We start from the raw sequence: 17474 nt of genomic DNA, 5'->3' as shown, positions 1-17474 counted from the left end.
CACAGCTCCGGGCTTCAGCGTGTCGAAAAAGCCTTTTCTCCCCCGCGCGGGGCAGGAATACACCGTCGGCCCAGCCGGTTTCCGTGCGCTTTGCGCCCGGAAATCGGGGCCTTCCTCGAAACGGGCTCGCTTTCTCTGCCGCTGGCGGCGCATCGCCCGTTTCCCTCTCTTGGGTTTCCCGCGCACACCTTTCACCCGCAAGGGGTATGCAGCATCCGTAAAGCGGCGGAGCCGCTAACGGCTGCCCTACCTTACCGTCGCGGAGAATTTACCACTTTATCGACAGTCTCAAGCCCGGAGCAGTGCTCCGGGTTTTTCCTGTTCTGAAGCGGAAACGGAGGGAGATATCCATGAAAACCGGAAAATAATTCTGAACGGACCATGAATTTTTAACGGTTTTCCTTGAATTTTACAGTCCGCTTCTCTATAATATAAAAATGAATGCCTATAACCCGCAGAGAGGTGAGTTGGAGCGATGAATGTAACGTTCGCGCAGGTCAGCGGCTGGGTCGTCCGGTATCTGCTGACCATTCGGATTTCAGATATATTGGATATTGCCATCATGGCATTTGTCCTCTATAAAATTTTCACACTGGTGCAGAGCACCAAGGCGGCCAGTCTGGTAAAGGGACTGCTGATCTTTTTGGCGGCGCTGGTGCTGTCCTCTGCCCTGCATCTGAACGGGATCAATTACATCATGACCCGCATGGTCAATCTGGGCCTGCTGGCCCTCATCATTCTGTTCCAGCCGGAGATCCGCCGGGTACTGGAGCAGGTGGGCAGCCGCCGTCTGGTGGCCTTCTTCATCCATGAGGAATCCGCCAGCACGATGGAACAGGCCATCGGACAGACGGTGCTGGCATGCACGGAAATGTCCCAGAGCCGCACCGGCGCCCTCATCGTCTTTGAGCGGGAGATCCTGCTGGACGATATGGTCCGCAGCGGCACGGTGCTGGACGCGGCAGTGTCCGCCGAGCTGCTGAAAAACATTTTCTTCGTCAAGGCCCCCATGCATGACGGCGCGGTGATCGTGCGCCACGGGCGGGTGCTGGGCGCTGGCTGTATGCTGCCCCTGAGCAAGAACGTGAACCTCTCCCGCGACTTGGGTATGCGCCATCGGGCCGGTATCGGTATGAGTGAAAACTCCGACGCCGTGGTGGTCATCGTCTCCGAGGAGACCGGCTCCATTTCCGTGGCCATCGGCGGAATGCTCAAGCGGCATCTCAAGCCGGAGACGCTGGAAAATCTCCTGCGGAACGAATTGCTTCCCCGGGAGGAAGACAGCGAGGACCGTCTGAAGTTCAACCTGCTGAACCTCCTGCGGAGCAAAAAGAATGGAGGCGAGGAAGATGCGTAAGACACAGAATCCGCGGAATATCCTGTATCTGGTCCTATCCATCGTGATCGCCGCCGGTATCTGGTACTATGTGGACGAATTCAACGGCCGGGTGGTGACCCAGACCGTTACGGGGATCCCCATTGAGTATATCAATCAGGACGCACTGGCAGACAATGGGCTGATGCTGGCGGAAGGCGAGGACAGCGGTACCAGCACCACCATCGACATCATCTTTAAGGGAAACCGGCGGCACATTGTTCAACTGGATCGTTCCAAGATCCGGGTAACGGCCAATCTGGCCAGTATCACGGAGGCCGGCGTCCAGAGCGTGAAGCCGGATCTGACCTATACGGACCGGAAATTCAACTCCGGCAATACCTCGGTAGAGGAGCAGAGCCTCTATATGGCCACGGTCAATATCTGCGAACTGAGCCATAAGGAAGTGGAGCTGCGCTGCGAGCTCACCGGCAATGTGGCGGAGGGCTATTCCGCCGGTAAGGTCCAGCTTTCTCAGACCAGCATCGCCGTCCGGGGCCAGGAAGAGGAAATTGCCAAGGTCAGCTATGCCAAGGTGATTTTTGACATCGGAAAGAATACCAAGGAGACCGTCACGGCGGATCTGGATTATCAGTTCTATGATGAGGACGGCCAGGTGCTGAACCTCTCCGGCATCCATGCCGAGGCGGGTCAGATCCAGGCGACTCTGCCGGTGTACGTCACCAAGGAGCTGAAGCTGACGGTGGACTTCAAGGAAGCTCCCGGCGCACAGCTGGAGGACATGATCTGGGCCATCAAGCCGGAGAGCGTTGTGGTTTCCGGTGACGCCTCTGTTCTGAACGATATGGATTCCATTGTGCTGGACAGCTTTGATCTGCTCAGCGTGACCACAGAAAGCACCAGCCACAGCTACGCCATTCTGGTGCCGGACGGCTGCGAGAACCTCAGCGGCGTGACCCGGGCCACACTGGAGATCGGCTATCCGGATAAGACGGTGGCGGATGTGACCACTCACAACATCCGGGTGGAAAACGCCTCGGCCAGCCGGAACGTGGAACTTCTGACACAGGAACTCTCCGTGCGGATATTCGGCACAGCGGCGGAGATGGAGGGCATCACCGGTGAAGATGTGGCGGTGGTGGCGGATCTCAGCGATTACGCGGTGGCCTCCGGCACCTATATGATCCCGGCTCAGGTCCGGGTGGGAGACGGAAAGACCATCGGCGTTTCCGGGACCTATCAGATTCAGGTCCGTATTCCCGAATCCTGAACCGGCGCGGCCCACAGCATTTGACAGAAAATTAGGAGCGATACCATGACACAGATTGCAACAGTTGAAAGAATTTTGGACGATACCCACGCAGAGATCTCCGTTCCCCGGAAGTCCGCCTGCGGCCATGACTGCGAGGAGTGCGCGGGCTGCGGCGTCAGCGGCGTTTCCGTTTACGTCAAGGCGCTGAACACCGTCGGCGCCCGGCCGGGTCAGAAGGTGGTGGTGGAGAGCGACACGAAGAAAATGCTCAAGATCGTCAGCTTTGTTTACCTGATCCCGGTGATCCTGTTTTTGGCGGGATACCTGATCATGCTGGCCTGCAACACCAGCGTGGCTGTGCAGTATACCGCGGCGGTGGCCGGAGCGGTGCTGGGAATTTTGCTGGCCATCTGGTATGACCGCCGGGTGAAGGCCCGGGGCGGGCTGTCCTTTACCATCGTGCGGGTGTTCTGATGTTCGGATATGTGCGGCCCTCCATCCGGGATCTGCCGGAGGAGGAACTGGACCGGTTCCGCGCCATGTACTGCGGACTGTGCCACACCCTGTCCCGGCGGTACGGACAAGCTGCCCGCTTCATCCTGAACTACGATTTTACCTATCTTGCCATCCTGCTGTCCGATGGGACGGCAGGGGCGCAGGGAGCCGGGCGGTGCTATACCAGTCCAATAAAAAAGCGGCCATTTTTAGAGCCTACCGCTGCTATGGAGCTGGCGGCGGACGAGAGCGTGATCTTAGCCTACTGGCAGCTGCGGGACGGCGTGGAGGATCACGCTTGGGCCTCCGGCCTGAAATACCGGGCAGGCGCCCGCCTGCTGGAATCCGCTTACAAACGGGCGGCGGCCTTGCGGCCGGAATTCGATCAGGCGGTGCGCCGCCAGCTTCAGCTCCTGAGCGCATTGGAGCAGGCAAAGGACCCGTCTATGGACAAGGCTGCCGACAGCTTTGCCGTATTGCTTTCCAGCGCGGCGGAGGAGTTGACAGACCCCGTCCGGAAGCGGATCATGGAGCAGCTTTTGTATCATCTGGGCCGCTGGATCTATCTGATCGACGGGGCAGACGATTTGAAAAAAGATGCGGAGAGCGGCAATTATAATCCGGTAGCTCTGCGGTACGGACTGACAGACGGCACATGGACGCCGGAGAGCCGCAGGGACTTTGCCACGACCCTGGACCATTCCATCCACCAGATGGCCGCAGCCTTTGAGCTGTGGGATTTCGGCGTGTGGACGCCGGTCCTGCAGTCCACCTTTTACGGAGGGCTGTTTCAGGTGGGAAAAGCCGTGCTGGACGGCAGCTTCCATCGCCCCAGCAGAAAGAATATCAGAGAGATTGAGGAAACCGAATGAACGATCCATACGAAGTTCTGGGAGTTCCCCGGACCGCCACCGATGAGGAAATCAAAAAGGCTTACCGGAATCTGGCCCGGAAATATCATCCGGACAATTACCATGACAGCCCTCTGGCTGATCTGGCGCAAGAGAAGATGAAGGATATCAACGCCGCTTACGAGCAGATCACCAAGGAGCGCAGCGGACGGGGAGACAGTCCCGCCGGCGGCTATCGCCAGAACGCCTATGGCGGGTACGGCGGCCAGAGCTACTCCGGCGGGGACAGTGTGTTTCAGCAGGTGCGCTATGCCATCCAGCTGGGAGATCTTGGCCGGGCGGAGGCGCTGCTCACCAATTACAGCAACCACAATGCCGAGTGGAATTTCCTGAAGGGCGTTGTATGTGCCCGCCGGGGCTGGATGGACGAAGCCAAGCGCTATTATGAGACCGCCTGCCAGATGGACCCCGGCAATCTGGAATATCAGCGGGCGCTGGACTATATGGAAAACGGCCCCCGACAGGCTTACACGCCGGGTGGAACCACCTTTGGGACGGAACTGTGCGGCAGTAATCTGTGCCTGCCTATGTGCTGCCTGTGGTCACTTTGCAGCGGCAGTGTGCCAATCTGCTGCTACTGCTGATAAATAACGTGTAAAACCGGCGGAAACGTGCTCTGACAGGGAAGAATGACCGTTTGCGGAAGGCGTTTCCCCGTAAAATAGGAGGAATCAGCATGATCAAAAGCATGACCGGCTACGGTCGGGCGAGAGAGGTGCGGAACAAGCGGGATATCACCGTGGAGGTCCGCTCCGTCAACAACCGGTATCTGGACTGCACCGTGAAGATGCCCCGGATGTACAGCTTTGCGGAGGATGCCGTGAAGCAGTGCGTGCAAAAGGCAATTTCCCGGGGCAAGGTGGATGTGTTCATCACGGTGGACGCCTCCGCCGCAGACGTGGCCAAGGTCACGGTGAACCGGGAACTGGCGGCCCAGTATGCCGCTGCACTGGCAGAGCTGTCTGAGGTCTGCGGCACGGAGTCCAAGGTGACGCCGGAGCAGCTTTCCCGGTTCCCGGACGTCCTGACGGTGACGAAGGAGGACGAGGATCTGGAAACGGTGTCCGCCGACCTGTGCGCCGTGGCAGAGCAGGCGCTGGAAGCCTACAATGCCATGCGGGCCGTGGAGGGCCGGAAGCTGGCGGAGGACATCGGCAACCGTCTGACCTATATTGAGAACTATACGTCTCAGGTGGAGCAGCGTTCCCCGGAGACTGTGACGGAGTACCGCGCCAAGCTGACGGCCCGGATGGAGGAAGTGCTTCAGTGCACCACCATCGATCCTCAGCGGATCCTGCAGGAGGCTGCCATCTACGCCGATAAGGTGGCCGTGGACGAGGAGACCGTCCGCCTGCGGAGCCATGTGGCCCAGCTGCGGACCATGCTGGAATCCGATGAGCCTATGGGCCGGAAGATGGACTTCCTGATTCAGGAGGTCAACCGGGAGTCCAACACCATCGGCTCCAAGTGCTGCGACGTGGCCATCGCTCAGGTGGTGGTTGGCCTCAAGGCAGAGGTGGAGAAGATGCGAGAACAGGTTCAGAACGTGGAGTAAGCCATGAAGCTGATCAACATCGGTTTTGGAAATCTGGTATCTCAGGAGCGGCTGGTGGCCATCGTCAGCCCGGATTCCGCGCCTATCAAGCGAATGGTGCAGGAGACCCGGGAGCGCGGTATGCTCATTGACGCCACCTACGGCCGCAAGACCGCGTCCATTTTCATCATGGACAGCGATCACGTGATTTTATCGGCGCTGCCGCCGGAGCGGTTCAGCCCGAAGGAGCAAGAGGGAGAGGGATCATGAGAGGAAAAACGTTTATTATTTCCGGCCCATCCGGCGTAGGCAAGAGCACGGTGCTCAGCGCTCTGCTGGAGAAGCGGAAGAACCTGTATTTTTCAGTATCCGCCACCACCAGAGACCCCCGGCCCGGTGAACTGGACGGCATCCATTATCATTTTATGGATGCGGAGTCCTTCCGCAAGTGGATCGCCATGGACCAGTTTCTGGAATACGCCGAATATGTGGGTAACTTCTACGGCACCCCCAAGCGGTTCGTGGATGAGGCCATGGATAAGGGGCAGGATGTGATCCTGGACATTGAGGTGCAAGGCGCCTTACAGGTCACCAGCAAGCGGCCCGACACGGTGAAGATCTTCATCGCCCCGCCCAGCTGGAAGGAACTGGAACGCCGTCTGAAGGACCGCGGCACCGACGATCCGGAGAAAGTGCAGAAGCGTCTGCTCCGGGCCAAGGTGGAGTTCCAGACTGCCCATACCTACGATTATTTTGTCATCAACGATACGGTGGAGGATGCCGTCCGGGAGCTGGACGCCATCATCACCGCCGAGCACTGCAAGCCCAAGGAGCGTATGTCTGTTCTGGCGGAGTGACCGCCGTTTGTTCCCTGATATAATAAAAAATTAAAGCCGCACAACGGCAGATTGGAAGTAAACTATTATGATGCTGTATCCTGCTATGAACAAGCTGAAAAGCCACATCCCCAACCGCTATATGCTGGTGAACGTGGTGGCCCTTCGCGCCCGCCAGATCGCCGATGACGCCGAGGAGGCCGGCATCCAGCTGGAAGAGAAGCCTGTGACGCTGGCCATCCATGAGGTGGCGGACGGCAAGATCGACGCCAGCGGTATGGATCTGACCATTTCTGTCGATAACTGATCGAACACAGCATTGGAGGAGGGCGAGGCATGGAGACCGCGGACATGGTAAAGGTTGCGGTCAGCGCCGCGCCCTATTCCATTGATAAGCCGTATAGCTATCTGGTGCCGGACGCGCTGGCAGCGGCGGCCGTCCCCGGCGTTCGGGTCATGGTGCCCTTTGGCCGGGGCAATAAGGAGAGCGAGGGCCTGATCCTGGCCCGTGTTCAGGAGCCGAAGCTGCCGGGGAGCAAGGCCATCCGGCAGGTTTTGGACCCGGAGCCGGTGCTGGATAAGGCCGGTATCGACCTGGCGCTGTGGATGCGGGGCCGGTATTTCTGCACAGTGTTCGAGGCGGTGAAAACCATTCTCCCCGCCGGACTGTGGTACGGTCTGCGGGAGATTTGGTCACTGGCTATGGAGCCGGAGACCGCCCGCTCCGCCGCCGTGGGCATCCCCGGCGCGTGGCAGGTGTTGGATCTGCTGGAAAAGCAGGGCGGCAAGGCGGATATCCGCGTCCTGCGGGACGCCTTGGGCGACGGGGCGGAAAAGCCCCTCAAGGCCATGAAAAAGGCGGAGATCCTCGCCTGCGAGACGGATGCCAAGCGCAAGATCGCCGATAAGTCCCACCGGATGGTGGAGCTGGCGGTCAACACGGAGGACGCCTACGCTCTGACGGAGCCAAAGCGCCGCTCCGCCCCGGCGCGGTACGAGGTAGTGAACTTCTTAGCCACGGCGGGACGGACCCCGGCAGCGGAGGTCAGCTACTATACCGGGGCCTCCGCCCGAACGCTGAAGACCATGGAGAAGGCGGGACTGATCGCCTTTTCCGAGGAAGAAGAACTGCGGGTGCCGTCCTTGGACGATGTGGAGCCGGGGCCGGAGATCGTTTTGAACGAAGAACAGCAGCGGGCCTTTGAAGAGATTTTAGGCCGGGTACAGGCGGCAAAGCCGTCGGTTACGCTGCTGCACGGTGTTACCGGCAGCGGTAAGACGCAGGTCTACCTGCGCTTGGTGCAGGAAACGCTGGCGTTGGGAAAAACCGCTATGGTGCTGGTGCCGGAGATCGTGCTGACGCCGCAGATGATGCGGAAATTCAGCTCCTACTTCGGCAGCCGGGTGGCCATGCTCCACAGCTCCCTGAAAATGACGGAGCGCTATGACCAGTGGAAACGCATCCGCCGGGGAGAGGTGGACGTGGTGCTGGGGACCCGCTCCGCTCTGTTCGCGCCCCTGAAAAATCTGGGCCTCATCATCATGGACGAGGAGCAGGAGGGAAGCTATCAGTCGGAAAACGTACCCCGGTACGATGCCCGGGAGGTCGCCAAATACCTCTGCGTCCGGGAGAAGGCGGCGCTGGTGTTCGGTTCCGCTACGCCTACGGTGGAGACCGCTTGGGCGGCGGAGCAGGGAAACTATCAAAAGGCGCTGCTGCGGCGGCGCTACAACGAAAACGCCTTGCCGGAGGTCCTCATTGCGGATCTGCGGCAGGAGATCCTGAACGGCAACCCGGGCCTGATCAGCACCCCACTGCGGCAGGAGCTGGAAAAAAATCTGGCGGCGGGGGAGCAGAGTATCCTGTTTCTGAACCGCCGGGGCAGCAGCCGGATGCTGCTGTGCGGCGAGTGCGGCTATGTGCCCCAGTGTCCCCGGTGCAGCACCGCCATGACCTATCATTCCGCCAACGGGCGGCTGATGTGCCACTACTGCGGACACTCCGAGCCGGCGGCGGACACCTGCCCGGAATGCGGCGGCTGGATGAAGCATGTTGGCGCCGGCACCCAGAAGGTGGAGGAAGAACTGCGGGAGCTGTTCCCGGAGGCGGGCATCCTGCGGATGGACGCCGATACCACCGCCGGGGGCCATGAGGAGATCCTGCAGACCTTTGAGCGGGAGCGTGTCCCCATTCTGCTGGGGACGCAGATGGTGGCGAAGGGACTGGATTTTGAAAACGTAACGCTGGTGGGCGTTCTCTCCGCGGATATTTCCCTGTATGTGGACAATTACCGGGCGGCGGAGCGTACCTTCAGCCTGCTGACCCAGGTGGTAGGCCGTGCGGGCCGGGGCGGGAAAACCGGCCGGGCCGTGATCCAGACCTACACGCCGGGGAACGATGTGATCCGGTGCGCCGCCCGGCAGGATTATGACGCTTTTTACGAAAGCGAGATCCGGATGCGCCGGCTGCGGCGGTATCCTCCCTTTGCGGACCTTTTCACTGTCACCGTTTCCGGAACGGAGGAGGGCCGGGTGCTCCGGGCCGCCGTGTCCGTCCGGGAGACGCTGCGGCAGCTTTGCAGGCGGCCGGAGTTGGCCGCCGGAGAGCCGGAGGTCTTAGGCCCCGCCCCCGCGCCGGTGGTGAAGGTGAATAACCGGTTCCGCTACCGCTGCACACTGGTGGGAAAGAATGACAAGGCCACCCGGGAAATGCTGGCATGGCTGCAAAAAGACTTCGCCAAAGACAGCGCCAACCGGGGCATGAATCTGTTTGTGGACCATAACGCGGCGGACTGACCGCCGTGATCAAATCAAGGAGGTGCCATTCATGGCATTACGAAAGATCGTAGAACAGGGCGACGAGTGTCTGACAAAGGTCTGCCGCCCGGTGACAAAATTTGACCGGCGGCTGCATGACCTGCTGGACGATATGGCGGAGACGCTGGCAGACGCCAACGGCGCGGGACTGGCGGCACCCCAGGTGGGGATCTTGCGCCGGGTCTGTCTGGTGCTGGACGAGGAAGCGGAGGAATATTTAGAGCTCATCAACCCGGAGATCATCGCCCAGAGCGGCGAACAGACCGGGCTGGAGGGCTGCCTCAGCGTCCCCGGCAAGTGGGGCATCGTCACCCGGCCCAACCGGGTGCGGGTCCGGGCGCAGGACCGGGACGGCGACTGGTTCGAGGCGGAGGCCGAGGGCCTGACAGCCCGGGCCTTCTGCCATGAGATCGAGCATCTGGACGGCCACCTGTTCGTGGAGCACATCGACCACTTCCTCACCGACGAGGAACTGAAGGAATATCTGGAGGACGAGGAATAATGCGCATCCTGTTTATGGGCACGCCGGATTTCGCGGCGGTGTCTCTGAAACGGCTGGTGGAGGACGGCCACGAGATCTGCGGCGTGTTCACCCAGCCGGATAAGCCCCGGAACCGGAACAAAGTGACCTTTTCCCCCGTGAAGGAATATGCCTTGTCACAGGGCCTGACTGTGTACCAGCCGACCAAGCTGCGGGACGGCACGGCCCTGGAACTGGTGAGATCTCTGGCCCCGGAGCTGATCGTGGTGGTGGCCTATGGCCGCATCCTGCCCAAGGACATTCTGGACGTGCCGCCCCTTGGCTGCGTGAATGTCCATGCGTCTCTGCTGCCCAAATACCGGGGTTCTGCCCCTATCAACTGGGCCATGCTCAACGGCGACGCGGAGACCGGCGTTTCCATCATGTATATGGCAGAGGAACTGGATGCCGGTGATGTGATCCTCACGGCGAAAACGCCCATCGACCCGGAGGAGGATCTGCCCTCTCTGTGGGACCGGTTGGCAAAGGTCGGCGCGGAGGCGCTGGCGGAGGCCCTTCCCCTGTTGGCGGCGGGGACGGCCCCCCGGACCCCGCAGGACAGCACACAGGCCACCTTTGCGCCCATGCTGTCCCGTGAGCTGTCTCCTATTGACTGGACGAAGCCTGTGGCGGCCATCCGCAATCAGGTGCGGGGACTGATCCCCTGGCCCTGCGCCACGGCGGAACTGGCGGGCCAGCGGTTCAAAATTTACAAAACAGCCGTTGGCACGGCTACGGACAAGACGCCCGGTACGCTGCTTTCCGCCGGAAAGAAGGGCATCGAGGTGGCCTGCGGCGACGGGCAGAGCCTTTGGATCACGGAGCTTCAGGCGGAGGGCGGCAAGCGCATGAGCGCGGCGGCCTATCTGCTGGGCCATCCCATGAATATCTGATTGGAGGAACGCCATGCCTTATTACGGTTATTACGGCGGTTACGGCGATTTTTTAGCGAATAATATCTACTGCATTCTGCTGATCCCGGTGCTCCTGCTGTCCCTGTGGGCGCAGGCGCAGGTCAGCGGAAACTTCAAGCGGTACAGCGGCGTCGCCAACCGGCGGCGTCTCACCGGCGCGCAGGCGGCGGAGGCGGTGCTGCGGGCCCACGGCGTCTACAACGTGGCCATCCGGCCCTGCTCCGGCAGCCTGACGGATCACTACGATCCCCGTGACAACAGCATTTCCCTGTCGGAAAACGTCTACAACTCCACCTCCATCGCGGCGGTGGGCGTGGCGGCCCACGAGGCCGGTCACGCCGTGCAGTACGCGGAAAACTACGGCCCGGTGCGGCTGCGGACGGCCATTATCCCCGCCACCCAGATCGGCTCCAAGTTTTCTTTCATCCTGCTGCTGGTGGGCATGGTCCTGTACAGCCAGTCCTTGTTTTTGGTGGGCATTTTGCTGTTCTCCCTGACCACGATTTTTCAGCTTATTACCCTGCCGGTGGAGTTCAACGCCTCCCACCGGGCCTTGCAGACGCTGGAAAACGAACAGCTTTTGTATGACGATGAGCTTCCCGGCGCACGGAAGGTGCTGAAGGCGGCTGCGCTGACCTATGTGGCTGCGCTGTTGATGTCCGCCTTGCAGCTGCTGCGCTATGTGCTCATCTTTGTGGGCCGCAATAACCGCGGACGGAGGGACAACTGATGGGCGCCCGGGAAACGGCCCTGCGGGTCCTGATGTCCTGTCGGAATAACCATGCCTGGGCGGACGCCGCTCTGAAAGCTCAGTTAGGCCGAGACGGTCTGGTGGGCCCGGAGGCGGCGCTGTGCAGCCGATTGGTTTACGGCGTGGTCCAGAACCAGCAGTTGTTGGATTTCTACCTCAGCGCGTACTGCTCCCAGAAGCCGGATCATCTTCAGCCGCCGCTGCTGGAGATCCTGCGTCTGGGTGCATATCAAATCTTATATTTAGATCGGGTGCCGGACAGCGCGGCGGTGAACACCTCCGTGGAGTTGGCGAAGATCTCCGGCAGAGGGCAGGCGTCCGGCCTTGTGAACGCGGTGCTCCGCAAGATCGCTCAAAATAAGACGGCGCTGCCGCCCATCCCGGAGCGGGACGAGGCAAAATACCTCTCCATCCGGTACAGTCATCCCAAATGGCTGGTGAAGCGGCTGCTGTCGATTTTAGGCCGGGAGGAGACAGAAGCATTCCTGGCGGCGAATAACGATACCCCGCCTTTGACGGTACAGGTCAACCCCCTGAAAACCAACGCGGAAAGCCTGATAAAGGAACTGGAAGGCTGGGGCGTGAAAGCAACCCCCCACCCTTGGGTGCCCGGTTGCCTGGAACTGACCGGAGCCGGAGACCTGACCACACTGGCCCCCTTCCGGGAGGGTAAACTGCTGGTGCAAGACCCCGCCGCCCGGCTGGTGTCCCTGATCGCCGGCGTGCAGCCGGGGCAAAAGGTGCTGGATCTCTGCGCCGCCCCTGGCGGCAAGTCCTTCAGCGCCGCCTTTGCCATGGAGGACAAAGGGGAAATCGTCTCCTGCGACCTCCACGAAAACAAGCTGAAACGAATTCAGGAGGGCGCGGCCCGGCTGGACCTGACCTCTATTACCACCTCCGCCGGAGACGGCCGGGTGTTCCGCCCGGAATGGGCGGAGCGGTTTGACACGGTGCTGGTGGATGCTCCCTGCTCCGGTCTGGGCATCATCCGGAAGAAGCCGGACGTCCGCTACAAAAAGGCGGACGACCTCTTCATCCTGCCGGTGATCCAGACGGCGCTGCTGGACAACGCCGCCCGGTATGTGGCCCCCGGCGGCGTGCTGGTGTATTCCACCTGCACCATTCTGCCGGAGGAAAACGAGCAGGTGACGGACGCCTTCCTGACGGAGCACAGCGATTTCTGCCGGGACGGCTTCACCCTGCCGGCGCCGGTAGGGGAGGCGGAGGGGCAGCTGACCCTCTGGCCCCAGCGCCACGGTACCGACGGCTTTTACATCTGCCGCATGAAGCGGAAATAACGAGGACGATATGATCGATTTGAAATCCCAGACCCTGGAGGAAATGACGGCGACCCTGAAGGCGATGGGGGAACCGGCCTTCCGGGGCAAGCAGGTCTTTACCTGGCTCCATAAGGGCGTCACCTCCTTTGACGAGATGACCAATCTCTCCAAGTCCCTGCGGGAAACTCTGAAGAAGCGGTGTTATATCACGGCGCCCTCCGTGGCCCGTAAACAGGTCTCCAAGCTGGACGGCACCGTGAAGTACCTGTGGCAGCTGCTGGACGGCAACTGCATCGAGACGGTGGTCATGCAGTACCACCACGGAAATACTGTCTGTGTTTCCTCTCAGGTGGGCTGCCGGATGGGGTGCGCTTTTTGCGCGTCTACCATTGCTGGCAAGGTAAGAGATTTGACACCGTCTGAAATTCTGGATCAGGTGATCTTCGCCCAGAAGGACTCCGGCCTGCCCATTTCCAATATCGTTTTGATGGGCATCGGCGAGCCGCTGGACAATCTGGACAACGTGCTGCGGTTTCTGGAACTGGTGAACCATCCCGACGGGCTGAACATCGGTATGCGGCACATCTCTCTGTCCACCTGCGGCGTGATCCCCGGCATTGACCGACTGTCGGACCTGGAATTACAGCTGACGCTGTCGGTTTCCCTCCACGCGCCGGACAGTGAGACACGATCCAAAATCATGCCGGTGAACCGGGCCTATGACGTGGAAAAGCTGTTTGACGCCTGCCACCGGTACTTCAAAAAGACCGGGCGGCGGATCTCCTTTGAATACGCCATGATCGACGGTGTCAATGACCACGACTGGCAGGCGGATCTCATCGCCAAAAAGCTGAAGGGGATGCCGGGGCATGTGAACCTGATCCCGCTGAACGATGTGGCGGAGAGTCCCCTGAAGCCCTCCCGCCGGGTGGCGGCGTTTCAGAAGCGGCTGGAATCTCACGGCCTGACCGCCACGGTACGGCGGAGCCTCGGAGGAGATATTGACGCCTCCTGCGGCCAGCTGCGGCGGAAGGAAATGGAAGAACGGAAAAAAGGAGCGGCTGAATCATGATAAAAACCTGGGCCGTTACGGATACTGGCCTTGTGCGAAAGGAAAATCAGGATACTTACCGGATCGCCCGGAACGGTGACATCTGTGTGGTGTGCGATGGTATGGGCGGTGCCGCCGGCGGCCGGCTTGCCAGTACGCTGGCGTCGGAGACTTACGCGGCGGAGATGGAGAAGGCCCTGAAACCGGATATGACCCCGGAGCAGCTCCGGGAGGCTTCTGCCTACGCGGTGGCCATGGCCAACCGGGCTGTGGCGGAGCGGGCAGAGGCGGAGGCGGCGCTTGCCAATATGGGTACCACTCTGGTTGCCGCTGTGGCCTATGAGAACGGCGCGGTGATCACCAACGTGGGCGACAGCCGGGCCTATTACATCACGGAGGCGGGGATCACCCGCATCACCAAGGATCACTCTCTGGTGGAGACCATGGTGGACCACGGCGACATCACCGCCGATGAGGCCCGCCGCCATCCGGGGCGGAACCTCATCACCCGCGCTCTGGGCCGGGATACCAACGCTGCCTGCGACGGGTATATCCGCCCTATGGAGCAGGGGGACTTTATCCTGCTGTGCACCGACGGACTGGTGAACACCGTCACCGATCAGGAAATGCTCTTTGAGATCGTCCACGGCGGCGATCTGGACACCTGTCTGGATCGGCTGCTGCATATTTCCAAAAGTCAGGGCGCGCCGGACAACGTGACGGCAGTCCTGATGCAGAAGCTGTAAGAAGGGGGGAGACGTATGGATCAATACATTGGAAAAATGCTGGACAACCGCTATGAGATCCTGGAGCGCATCGGCACAGGCGGCATGGCGATCGTCTACAAGGCAAAGTGCCATCGCCTCAACCGTCTGGTGGCGATCAAAATTCTGAAAAGCGATCTGGCGCAGAACGAGGAGTTCCGCCGCCGGTTCAACGCGGAGTCGCAGGCTGTTGCCCAGCTGTCTCACCCCAACATCGTATCGGTGTACGATGTGTCCCGGGGCGGCGATATGGAATATATCGTCATGGAGCTGATCGACGGCATCACCCTCAAGCAGTATATGGAAAAGCGGGGCCAGCTGAACTGGCGGGAGTCTCTGCACTTCATCACCCAGATCATGCGGGGCCTCAGCCACGCCCACAGCCGTGGCATCATCCACCGGGACATCAAGCCCCAGAACATCATGGTCCTGCGGGACGGCAGCGTGAAGGTGGCCGATTTCGGCATCGCCTGTCTGGCGGATTCCGCCCAGACCCTGACGCAGGAAGCCCTTGGCTCCGTCCACTATATTTCTCCGGAGCAGGCACGGGGCGACCGGCCGGACGCCCGCAGCGACATCTATTCCTCCGGCGTGGTGCTTTATGAGATGCTCACCGGACGGCTGCCCTTTGAAGGAGAGTCCGCCGTTTCTGTGGCCATCCAGCACCTCAGCTCCATTCCGCTGGCTCCGCGGGAGATCAATCCCGATATTCCCGAGCAGTTGGAACTGATCTGCATGAAGGCCATGGCCCCGGATCTGGAGCACCGCTATCAGTCGGCGGACGCCATGATCGCGGATCTGGAGGCCTTCCGGAAGAATCCGGAGGTGGAGATGAAATTCGACCTTTCGGACCTGCGCCCGGAGGAGAATGACGAGCCTACCCGGACCATCCGCACCATGCCCAGCCATACGGTGACCATCCCCGTCCATCAGCCGGAGCGGAATTATCCCCGCCGGGAACGGGACGAGGACGAGGAGCCCCGCCGCACCGGTAGCGGCAAGCGGGGTGTGCTGGTGAGTGCCGTGACGGTGGCGGCGGTAGCCGTGGTGATCGTGCTGTTCAAGACCATCCTCGGCTCCTTTGCCCCGGCGGTGGTGGACCAGTATCAGGTGCCGGATCTGTATAACATGACCATCGAGGAAGCGGAGGACGATCCCCGGATCGAAGGTGTTTTTGAGATCCAGAAGGCCGGCTCTGAGTTCAGCACCGACGTGCCGGAGGGCCACATCCTCCGGCAGGACCCCAAGAAGGGGGAGACCCGGAAGGGCAGCCAGCTGGTGATCCAGGTGTGGGTCAGCGCCGGTGAGGAGACCGGCGAGGTGCCGGATCTGGAAAACAAATCCGAGCAGGACGCCCGTATCCTGCTGGAAAAGCTGAACAAGGAATACAATCTGGAGCTGACCGTGGAGGCCCCGGAGGAATTGAAGCAGTTCTCCGAGGAGATCACGGAGGGGTACGTCATCAAGACGGAGCCGGCTCAGGGCGAGATCCTGAAAAAGGGCGATACCGTAAAGTTGATCCTCAGCAAGGGCCCGGACATCAAACCGGTAACGGTCCTGCCCTTTGTGGGAATGAGCATTGACAGCGTGTTGTCCCAGCTGGAAAGCTACAAGCTGACCTGCGACGCCGCAGATGTGGAGGTAGTGGACAGCGACAAGCCCGGCGGCACCATTGTCTGGCAGAGTCCGGCCAGCGGCGAGACCGTGCCGGAGTGGACGACCATCAAGTTCCGGGTCAGCGCGGGACTGGCCAGCAGCGCCCTGCCCATCACGGTGGACATTCCCCAGAACGGAAAGGACATTGTCAAGGTAGAGATCTATGTGGGCGACGAGCCGAATCCCCAGTACAGCGAGACCGTCTACGAGGCGGACGGAGCCGTGAGCACCACCCTTTACGGCACGGGCCGGAAAATGGTGAAGGTCTACTTTGACGGCGTGCTGGATCAGAAGCAATCCTATGAGCGGAGCTTTGGTTGATACGATGGCAGAGGGACGGATTCAAAAAGCCCTCAGCGGCTTTTACTATGTGGATACCGGCGCGGAGGTGCTGACCTGCCGTGCCCGGGGAAAATTCCGGAAGGAGGGCCTGTCCCCTCTGGTGGGGGACCGGGTGACGGTCCGGGAGCTGGGAAACGGCGAGGGGTTCGTGGAGTCTATCCTCCCCCGGAAAAACGCCTTTGAGCGGCCGGCGGTGGCGAATATCGACCAGTTGGTTGTGATCGGCTCCGCCGCCATCCCCAAAACAGACCCCTTTCTCATCGACCGCATTGCGGCCATCGCTGCCCTGAAGGGCTGCGAGGTGATGGTGCTGCTGAATAAGTGCGATCTGGACCCGGCAGAGGAACTGTACCGCATCTATACCGCCGCCGGGTTCCCGACACTGCGGATCAGCGCGGAGACCGGAGAGGGTCTGGAGGAACTGATCCCCTTGATCACTGGTAAGCTATCTGCCTTTACAGGCAACTCCGGCGTAGGGAAATCCAGCATTCTGAACGCGCTGGACCCGGCGTTCCAGCTAAAGACCGGGGAGATCAGCACGGCGCTGGGCCGGGGACGCCATACCACCCGCCATGTGGAGCTGTTCCGTCTGAGCTGCGGGGCGGAGATCATGGATTCACCGGGATTTTCCTCTTTTGAAACGGAGGAACTGAATCTGGAACTGAAACACCGCCTGCCGGAGACCTTCCGGGAGTTCGCTCCCTATTTGGGGGAGTGCCAGTTTTTGGATTGCAGCCATACCAAGGAAAAGGGCTGCGCCGTGCGGGAAGCTCTGGAAGCGGGGAAGATCCAGCCCAGCCGGTATCAGAGTTATCTGCGCCTGTTCGAGGAACTGAAACCTCTGCGGGAATGGCAGGAAAAGCGAAAATAAGTACGCCCCATATTTGCGCCCCGTTTGTGAGATATGCCAGTCTCACAAGCGGGGCGCTTTTCTGCGTCGAAATGGCAGTTCGGGAGTACTCCGGCTCGCAATCAGAGCGCTGCATAAGCCGCTGCGTTCTCATCGGGCCTGCTT

Annotated in this window: 18 protein-coding genes; all 18 read left to right on the top strand. The window is 60.7% G+C overall.

Annotated elements, in window-relative coordinates:
- Positions 1-475: 475 nt before the first annotated feature.
- Positions 476-1357, top strand: coding sequence for a diadenylate cyclase CdaA (cdaA, locus tag H8Z83_RS02930; RefSeq protein WP_187013680.1), 882 nt, complete (start codon positions 476-478; stop codon positions 1355-1357).
- Complete coding sequence (locus tag H8Z83_RS02925; protein ID WP_187013679.1) at positions 1350-2606, top strand: CdaR family protein; 1257 nt, start codon at positions 1350-1352, stop codon at positions 2604-2606. Before cdaA ends, H8Z83_RS02925 begins: the two co-directional genes overlap by 8 nt.
- 45 nt (positions 2607-2651) lie before the next feature.
- Positions 2652-3062: a SoxR reducing system RseC family protein gene (locus H8Z83_RS02920; RefSeq protein WP_187013678.1), complete on the top strand. Its 411-nt coding sequence runs from the start codon at positions 2652-2654 to the stop codon at positions 3060-3062.
- Entirely contained in the window at positions 3062-3955 is an 894-nt protein-coding gene (locus H8Z83_RS02915; protein ID WP_187013677.1) for a DUF5685 family protein, read from the top strand. The genes H8Z83_RS02920 and H8Z83_RS02915 overlap by 1 nt, the downstream gene beginning before the upstream one ends.
- On the top strand, positions 3952-4578 hold the full coding sequence (locus tag H8Z83_RS02910; RefSeq protein ID WP_187013676.1) for a J domain-containing protein: 627 nt from the start codon (positions 3952-3954) through the stop codon (positions 4576-4578). The genes H8Z83_RS02915 and H8Z83_RS02910 overlap by 4 nt, the downstream gene beginning before the upstream one ends.
- 92 nt (positions 4579-4670) lie before the next feature.
- The gene (locus H8Z83_RS02905; protein ID WP_187013675.1) at positions 4671-5549 is read left to right on the top strand and encodes a YicC/YloC family endoribonuclease; all 879 of its coding nucleotides are present in this window, start codon (positions 4671-4673) and stop codon (positions 5547-5549) included.
- 3 nt (positions 5550-5552) lie between these two features.
- Positions 5553-5798 (top strand): DUF370 domain-containing protein, encoded by a 246-nt coding sequence (locus H8Z83_RS02900; RefSeq protein WP_187013674.1) that lies wholly within the window; start codon positions 5553-5555, stop codon positions 5796-5798.
- Complete coding sequence (gene gmk, locus H8Z83_RS02895; RefSeq protein ID WP_207731972.1) at positions 5795-6385, top strand: guanylate kinase; 591 nt, start codon at positions 5795-5797, stop codon at positions 6383-6385. Before H8Z83_RS02900 ends, gmk begins: the two co-directional genes overlap by 4 nt.
- 67 nt (positions 6386-6452) lie before the next feature.
- Positions 6453-6671 (top strand): DNA-directed RNA polymerase subunit omega, encoded by a 219-nt coding sequence (gene rpoZ, locus H8Z83_RS02890; protein WP_187013673.1) that lies wholly within the window; start codon positions 6453-6455, stop codon positions 6669-6671.
- Positions 6672-6700: 29 nt separating this feature from the next.
- Positions 6701-9160, top strand: coding sequence for a replication restart helicase PriA (priA, locus tag H8Z83_RS02885; RefSeq protein WP_187013672.1), 2460 nt, complete (start codon positions 6701-6703; stop codon positions 9158-9160).
- Between the two features lie 31 nt (positions 9161-9191).
- A complete protein-coding gene (def, locus tag H8Z83_RS02880; RefSeq protein WP_187013671.1) occupies positions 9192-9683 on the top strand; it encodes a peptide deformylase in 492 nt (163 codons plus the stop codon).
- Positions 9683-10594, top strand: coding sequence for a methionyl-tRNA formyltransferase (gene fmt, locus H8Z83_RS02875; protein ID WP_187013670.1), 912 nt, complete (start codon positions 9683-9685; stop codon positions 10592-10594). Before def ends, fmt begins: the two co-directional genes overlap by 1 nt.
- Before the next feature lie 13 nt (positions 10595-10607).
- Positions 10608-11345: a zinc metallopeptidase gene (locus tag H8Z83_RS02870; protein ID WP_187013669.1), complete on the top strand. Its 738-nt coding sequence runs from the start codon at positions 10608-10610 to the stop codon at positions 11343-11345.
- The gene (gene rsmB / locus H8Z83_RS02865) at positions 11345-12664 is read left to right on the top strand and encodes a 16S rRNA (cytosine(967)-C(5))-methyltransferase RsmB (RefSeq protein WP_187013668.1); all 1320 of its coding nucleotides are present in this window, start codon (positions 11345-11347) and stop codon (positions 12662-12664) included. Before H8Z83_RS02870 ends, rsmB begins: the two co-directional genes overlap by 1 nt.
- 10 nt (positions 12665-12674) lie before the next feature.
- Positions 12675-13718 (top strand): dual-specificity RNA methyltransferase RlmN, encoded by a 1044-nt coding sequence (rlmN, locus tag H8Z83_RS02860; RefSeq protein ID WP_187013667.1) that lies wholly within the window; start codon positions 12675-12677, stop codon positions 13716-13718.
- Complete coding sequence (locus H8Z83_RS02855; protein WP_187013666.1) at positions 13715-14443, top strand: Stp1/IreP family PP2C-type Ser/Thr phosphatase; 729 nt, start codon at positions 13715-13717, stop codon at positions 14441-14443. The genes rlmN and H8Z83_RS02855 overlap by 4 nt, the downstream gene beginning before the upstream one ends.
- A gap of 15 nt (positions 14444-14458) precedes the next feature.
- Complete coding sequence (gene pknB / locus H8Z83_RS02850; protein WP_187013665.1) at positions 14459-16438, top strand: Stk1 family PASTA domain-containing Ser/Thr kinase; 1980 nt, start codon at positions 14459-14461, stop codon at positions 16436-16438.
- The gene (gene rsgA, locus H8Z83_RS02845) at positions 16419-17330 is read left to right on the top strand and encodes a ribosome small subunit-dependent GTPase A (RefSeq protein ID WP_243184707.1); all 912 of its coding nucleotides are present in this window, start codon (positions 16419-16421) and stop codon (positions 17328-17330) included. Before pknB ends, rsgA begins: the two co-directional genes overlap by 20 nt.
- Positions 17331-17474 lie beyond the last annotated feature (144 nt).

Source organism: Dysosmobacter segnis (genome assembly GCF_014297285.1).
Lineage (GTDB): Bacteria > Bacillota > Clostridia > Oscillospirales > Oscillospiraceae > Oscillibacter > Oscillibacter segnis.
Note: the sequence above shows the minus strand (reverse complement) of the source record. Positions and strands in the feature narration are given on the sequence as shown.

Coding starts and splice junctions, on each gene's coding strand:
- cdaA (WP_187013680.1), top strand. CDS start 476: ATGAATGTAACGTTCGCGCAGGTCAGCGGCTGGGTCGTCCGGTATCTG.
- gmk (WP_207731972.1), top strand. CDS start 5,795: ATGAGAGGAAAAACGTTTATTATTTCCGGCCCATCCGGCGTAGGCAAG.
- rpoZ (WP_187013673.1), top strand. CDS start 6,453: ATGATGCTGTATCCTGCTATGAACAAGCTGAAAAGCCACATCCCCAAC.
- H8Z83_RS02920 (WP_187013678.1), top strand. CDS start 2,652: ATGACACAGATTGCAACAGTTGAAAGAATTTTGGACGATACCCACGCA.
- H8Z83_RS02870 (WP_187013669.1), top strand. CDS start 10,608: ATGCCTTATTACGGTTATTACGGCGGTTACGGCGATTTTTTAGCGAAT.
- rlmN (WP_187013667.1), top strand. CDS start 12,675: ATGATCGATTTGAAATCCCAGACCCTGGAGGAAATGACGGCGACCCTG.
- pknB (WP_187013665.1), top strand. CDS start 14,459: ATGGATCAATACATTGGAAAAATGCTGGACAACCGCTATGAGATCCTG.
- H8Z83_RS02900 (WP_187013674.1), top strand. CDS start 5,553: ATGAAGCTGATCAACATCGGTTTTGGAAATCTGGTATCTCAGGAGCGG.
- H8Z83_RS02910 (WP_187013676.1), top strand. CDS start 3,952: ATGAACGATCCATACGAAGTTCTGGGAGTTCCCCGGACCGCCACCGAT.
- rsgA (WP_243184707.1), top strand. CDS start 16,419: ATGAGCGGAGCTTTGGTTGATACGATGGCAGAGGGACGGATTCAAAAA.
- H8Z83_RS02925 (WP_187013679.1), top strand. CDS start 1,350: ATGCGTAAGACACAGAATCCGCGGAATATCCTGTATCTGGTCCTATCC.
- H8Z83_RS02905 (WP_187013675.1), top strand. CDS start 4,671: ATGATCAAAAGCATGACCGGCTACGGTCGGGCGAGAGAGGTGCGGAAC.
- priA (WP_187013672.1), top strand. CDS start 6,701: ATGGAGACCGCGGACATGGTAAAGGTTGCGGTCAGCGCCGCGCCCTAT.
- rsmB (WP_187013668.1), top strand. CDS start 11,345: ATGGGCGCCCGGGAAACGGCCCTGCGGGTCCTGATGTCCTGTCGGAAT.
- fmt (WP_187013670.1), top strand. CDS start 9,683: ATGCGCATCCTGTTTATGGGCACGCCGGATTTCGCGGCGGTGTCTCTG.
- H8Z83_RS02855 (WP_187013666.1), top strand. CDS start 13,715: ATGATAAAAACCTGGGCCGTTACGGATACTGGCCTTGTGCGAAAGGAA.
- def (WP_187013671.1), top strand. CDS start 9,192: ATGGCATTACGAAAGATCGTAGAACAGGGCGACGAGTGTCTGACAAAG.
- H8Z83_RS02915 (WP_187013677.1), top strand. CDS start 3,062: ATGTTCGGATATGTGCGGCCCTCCATCCGGGATCTGCCGGAGGAGGAA.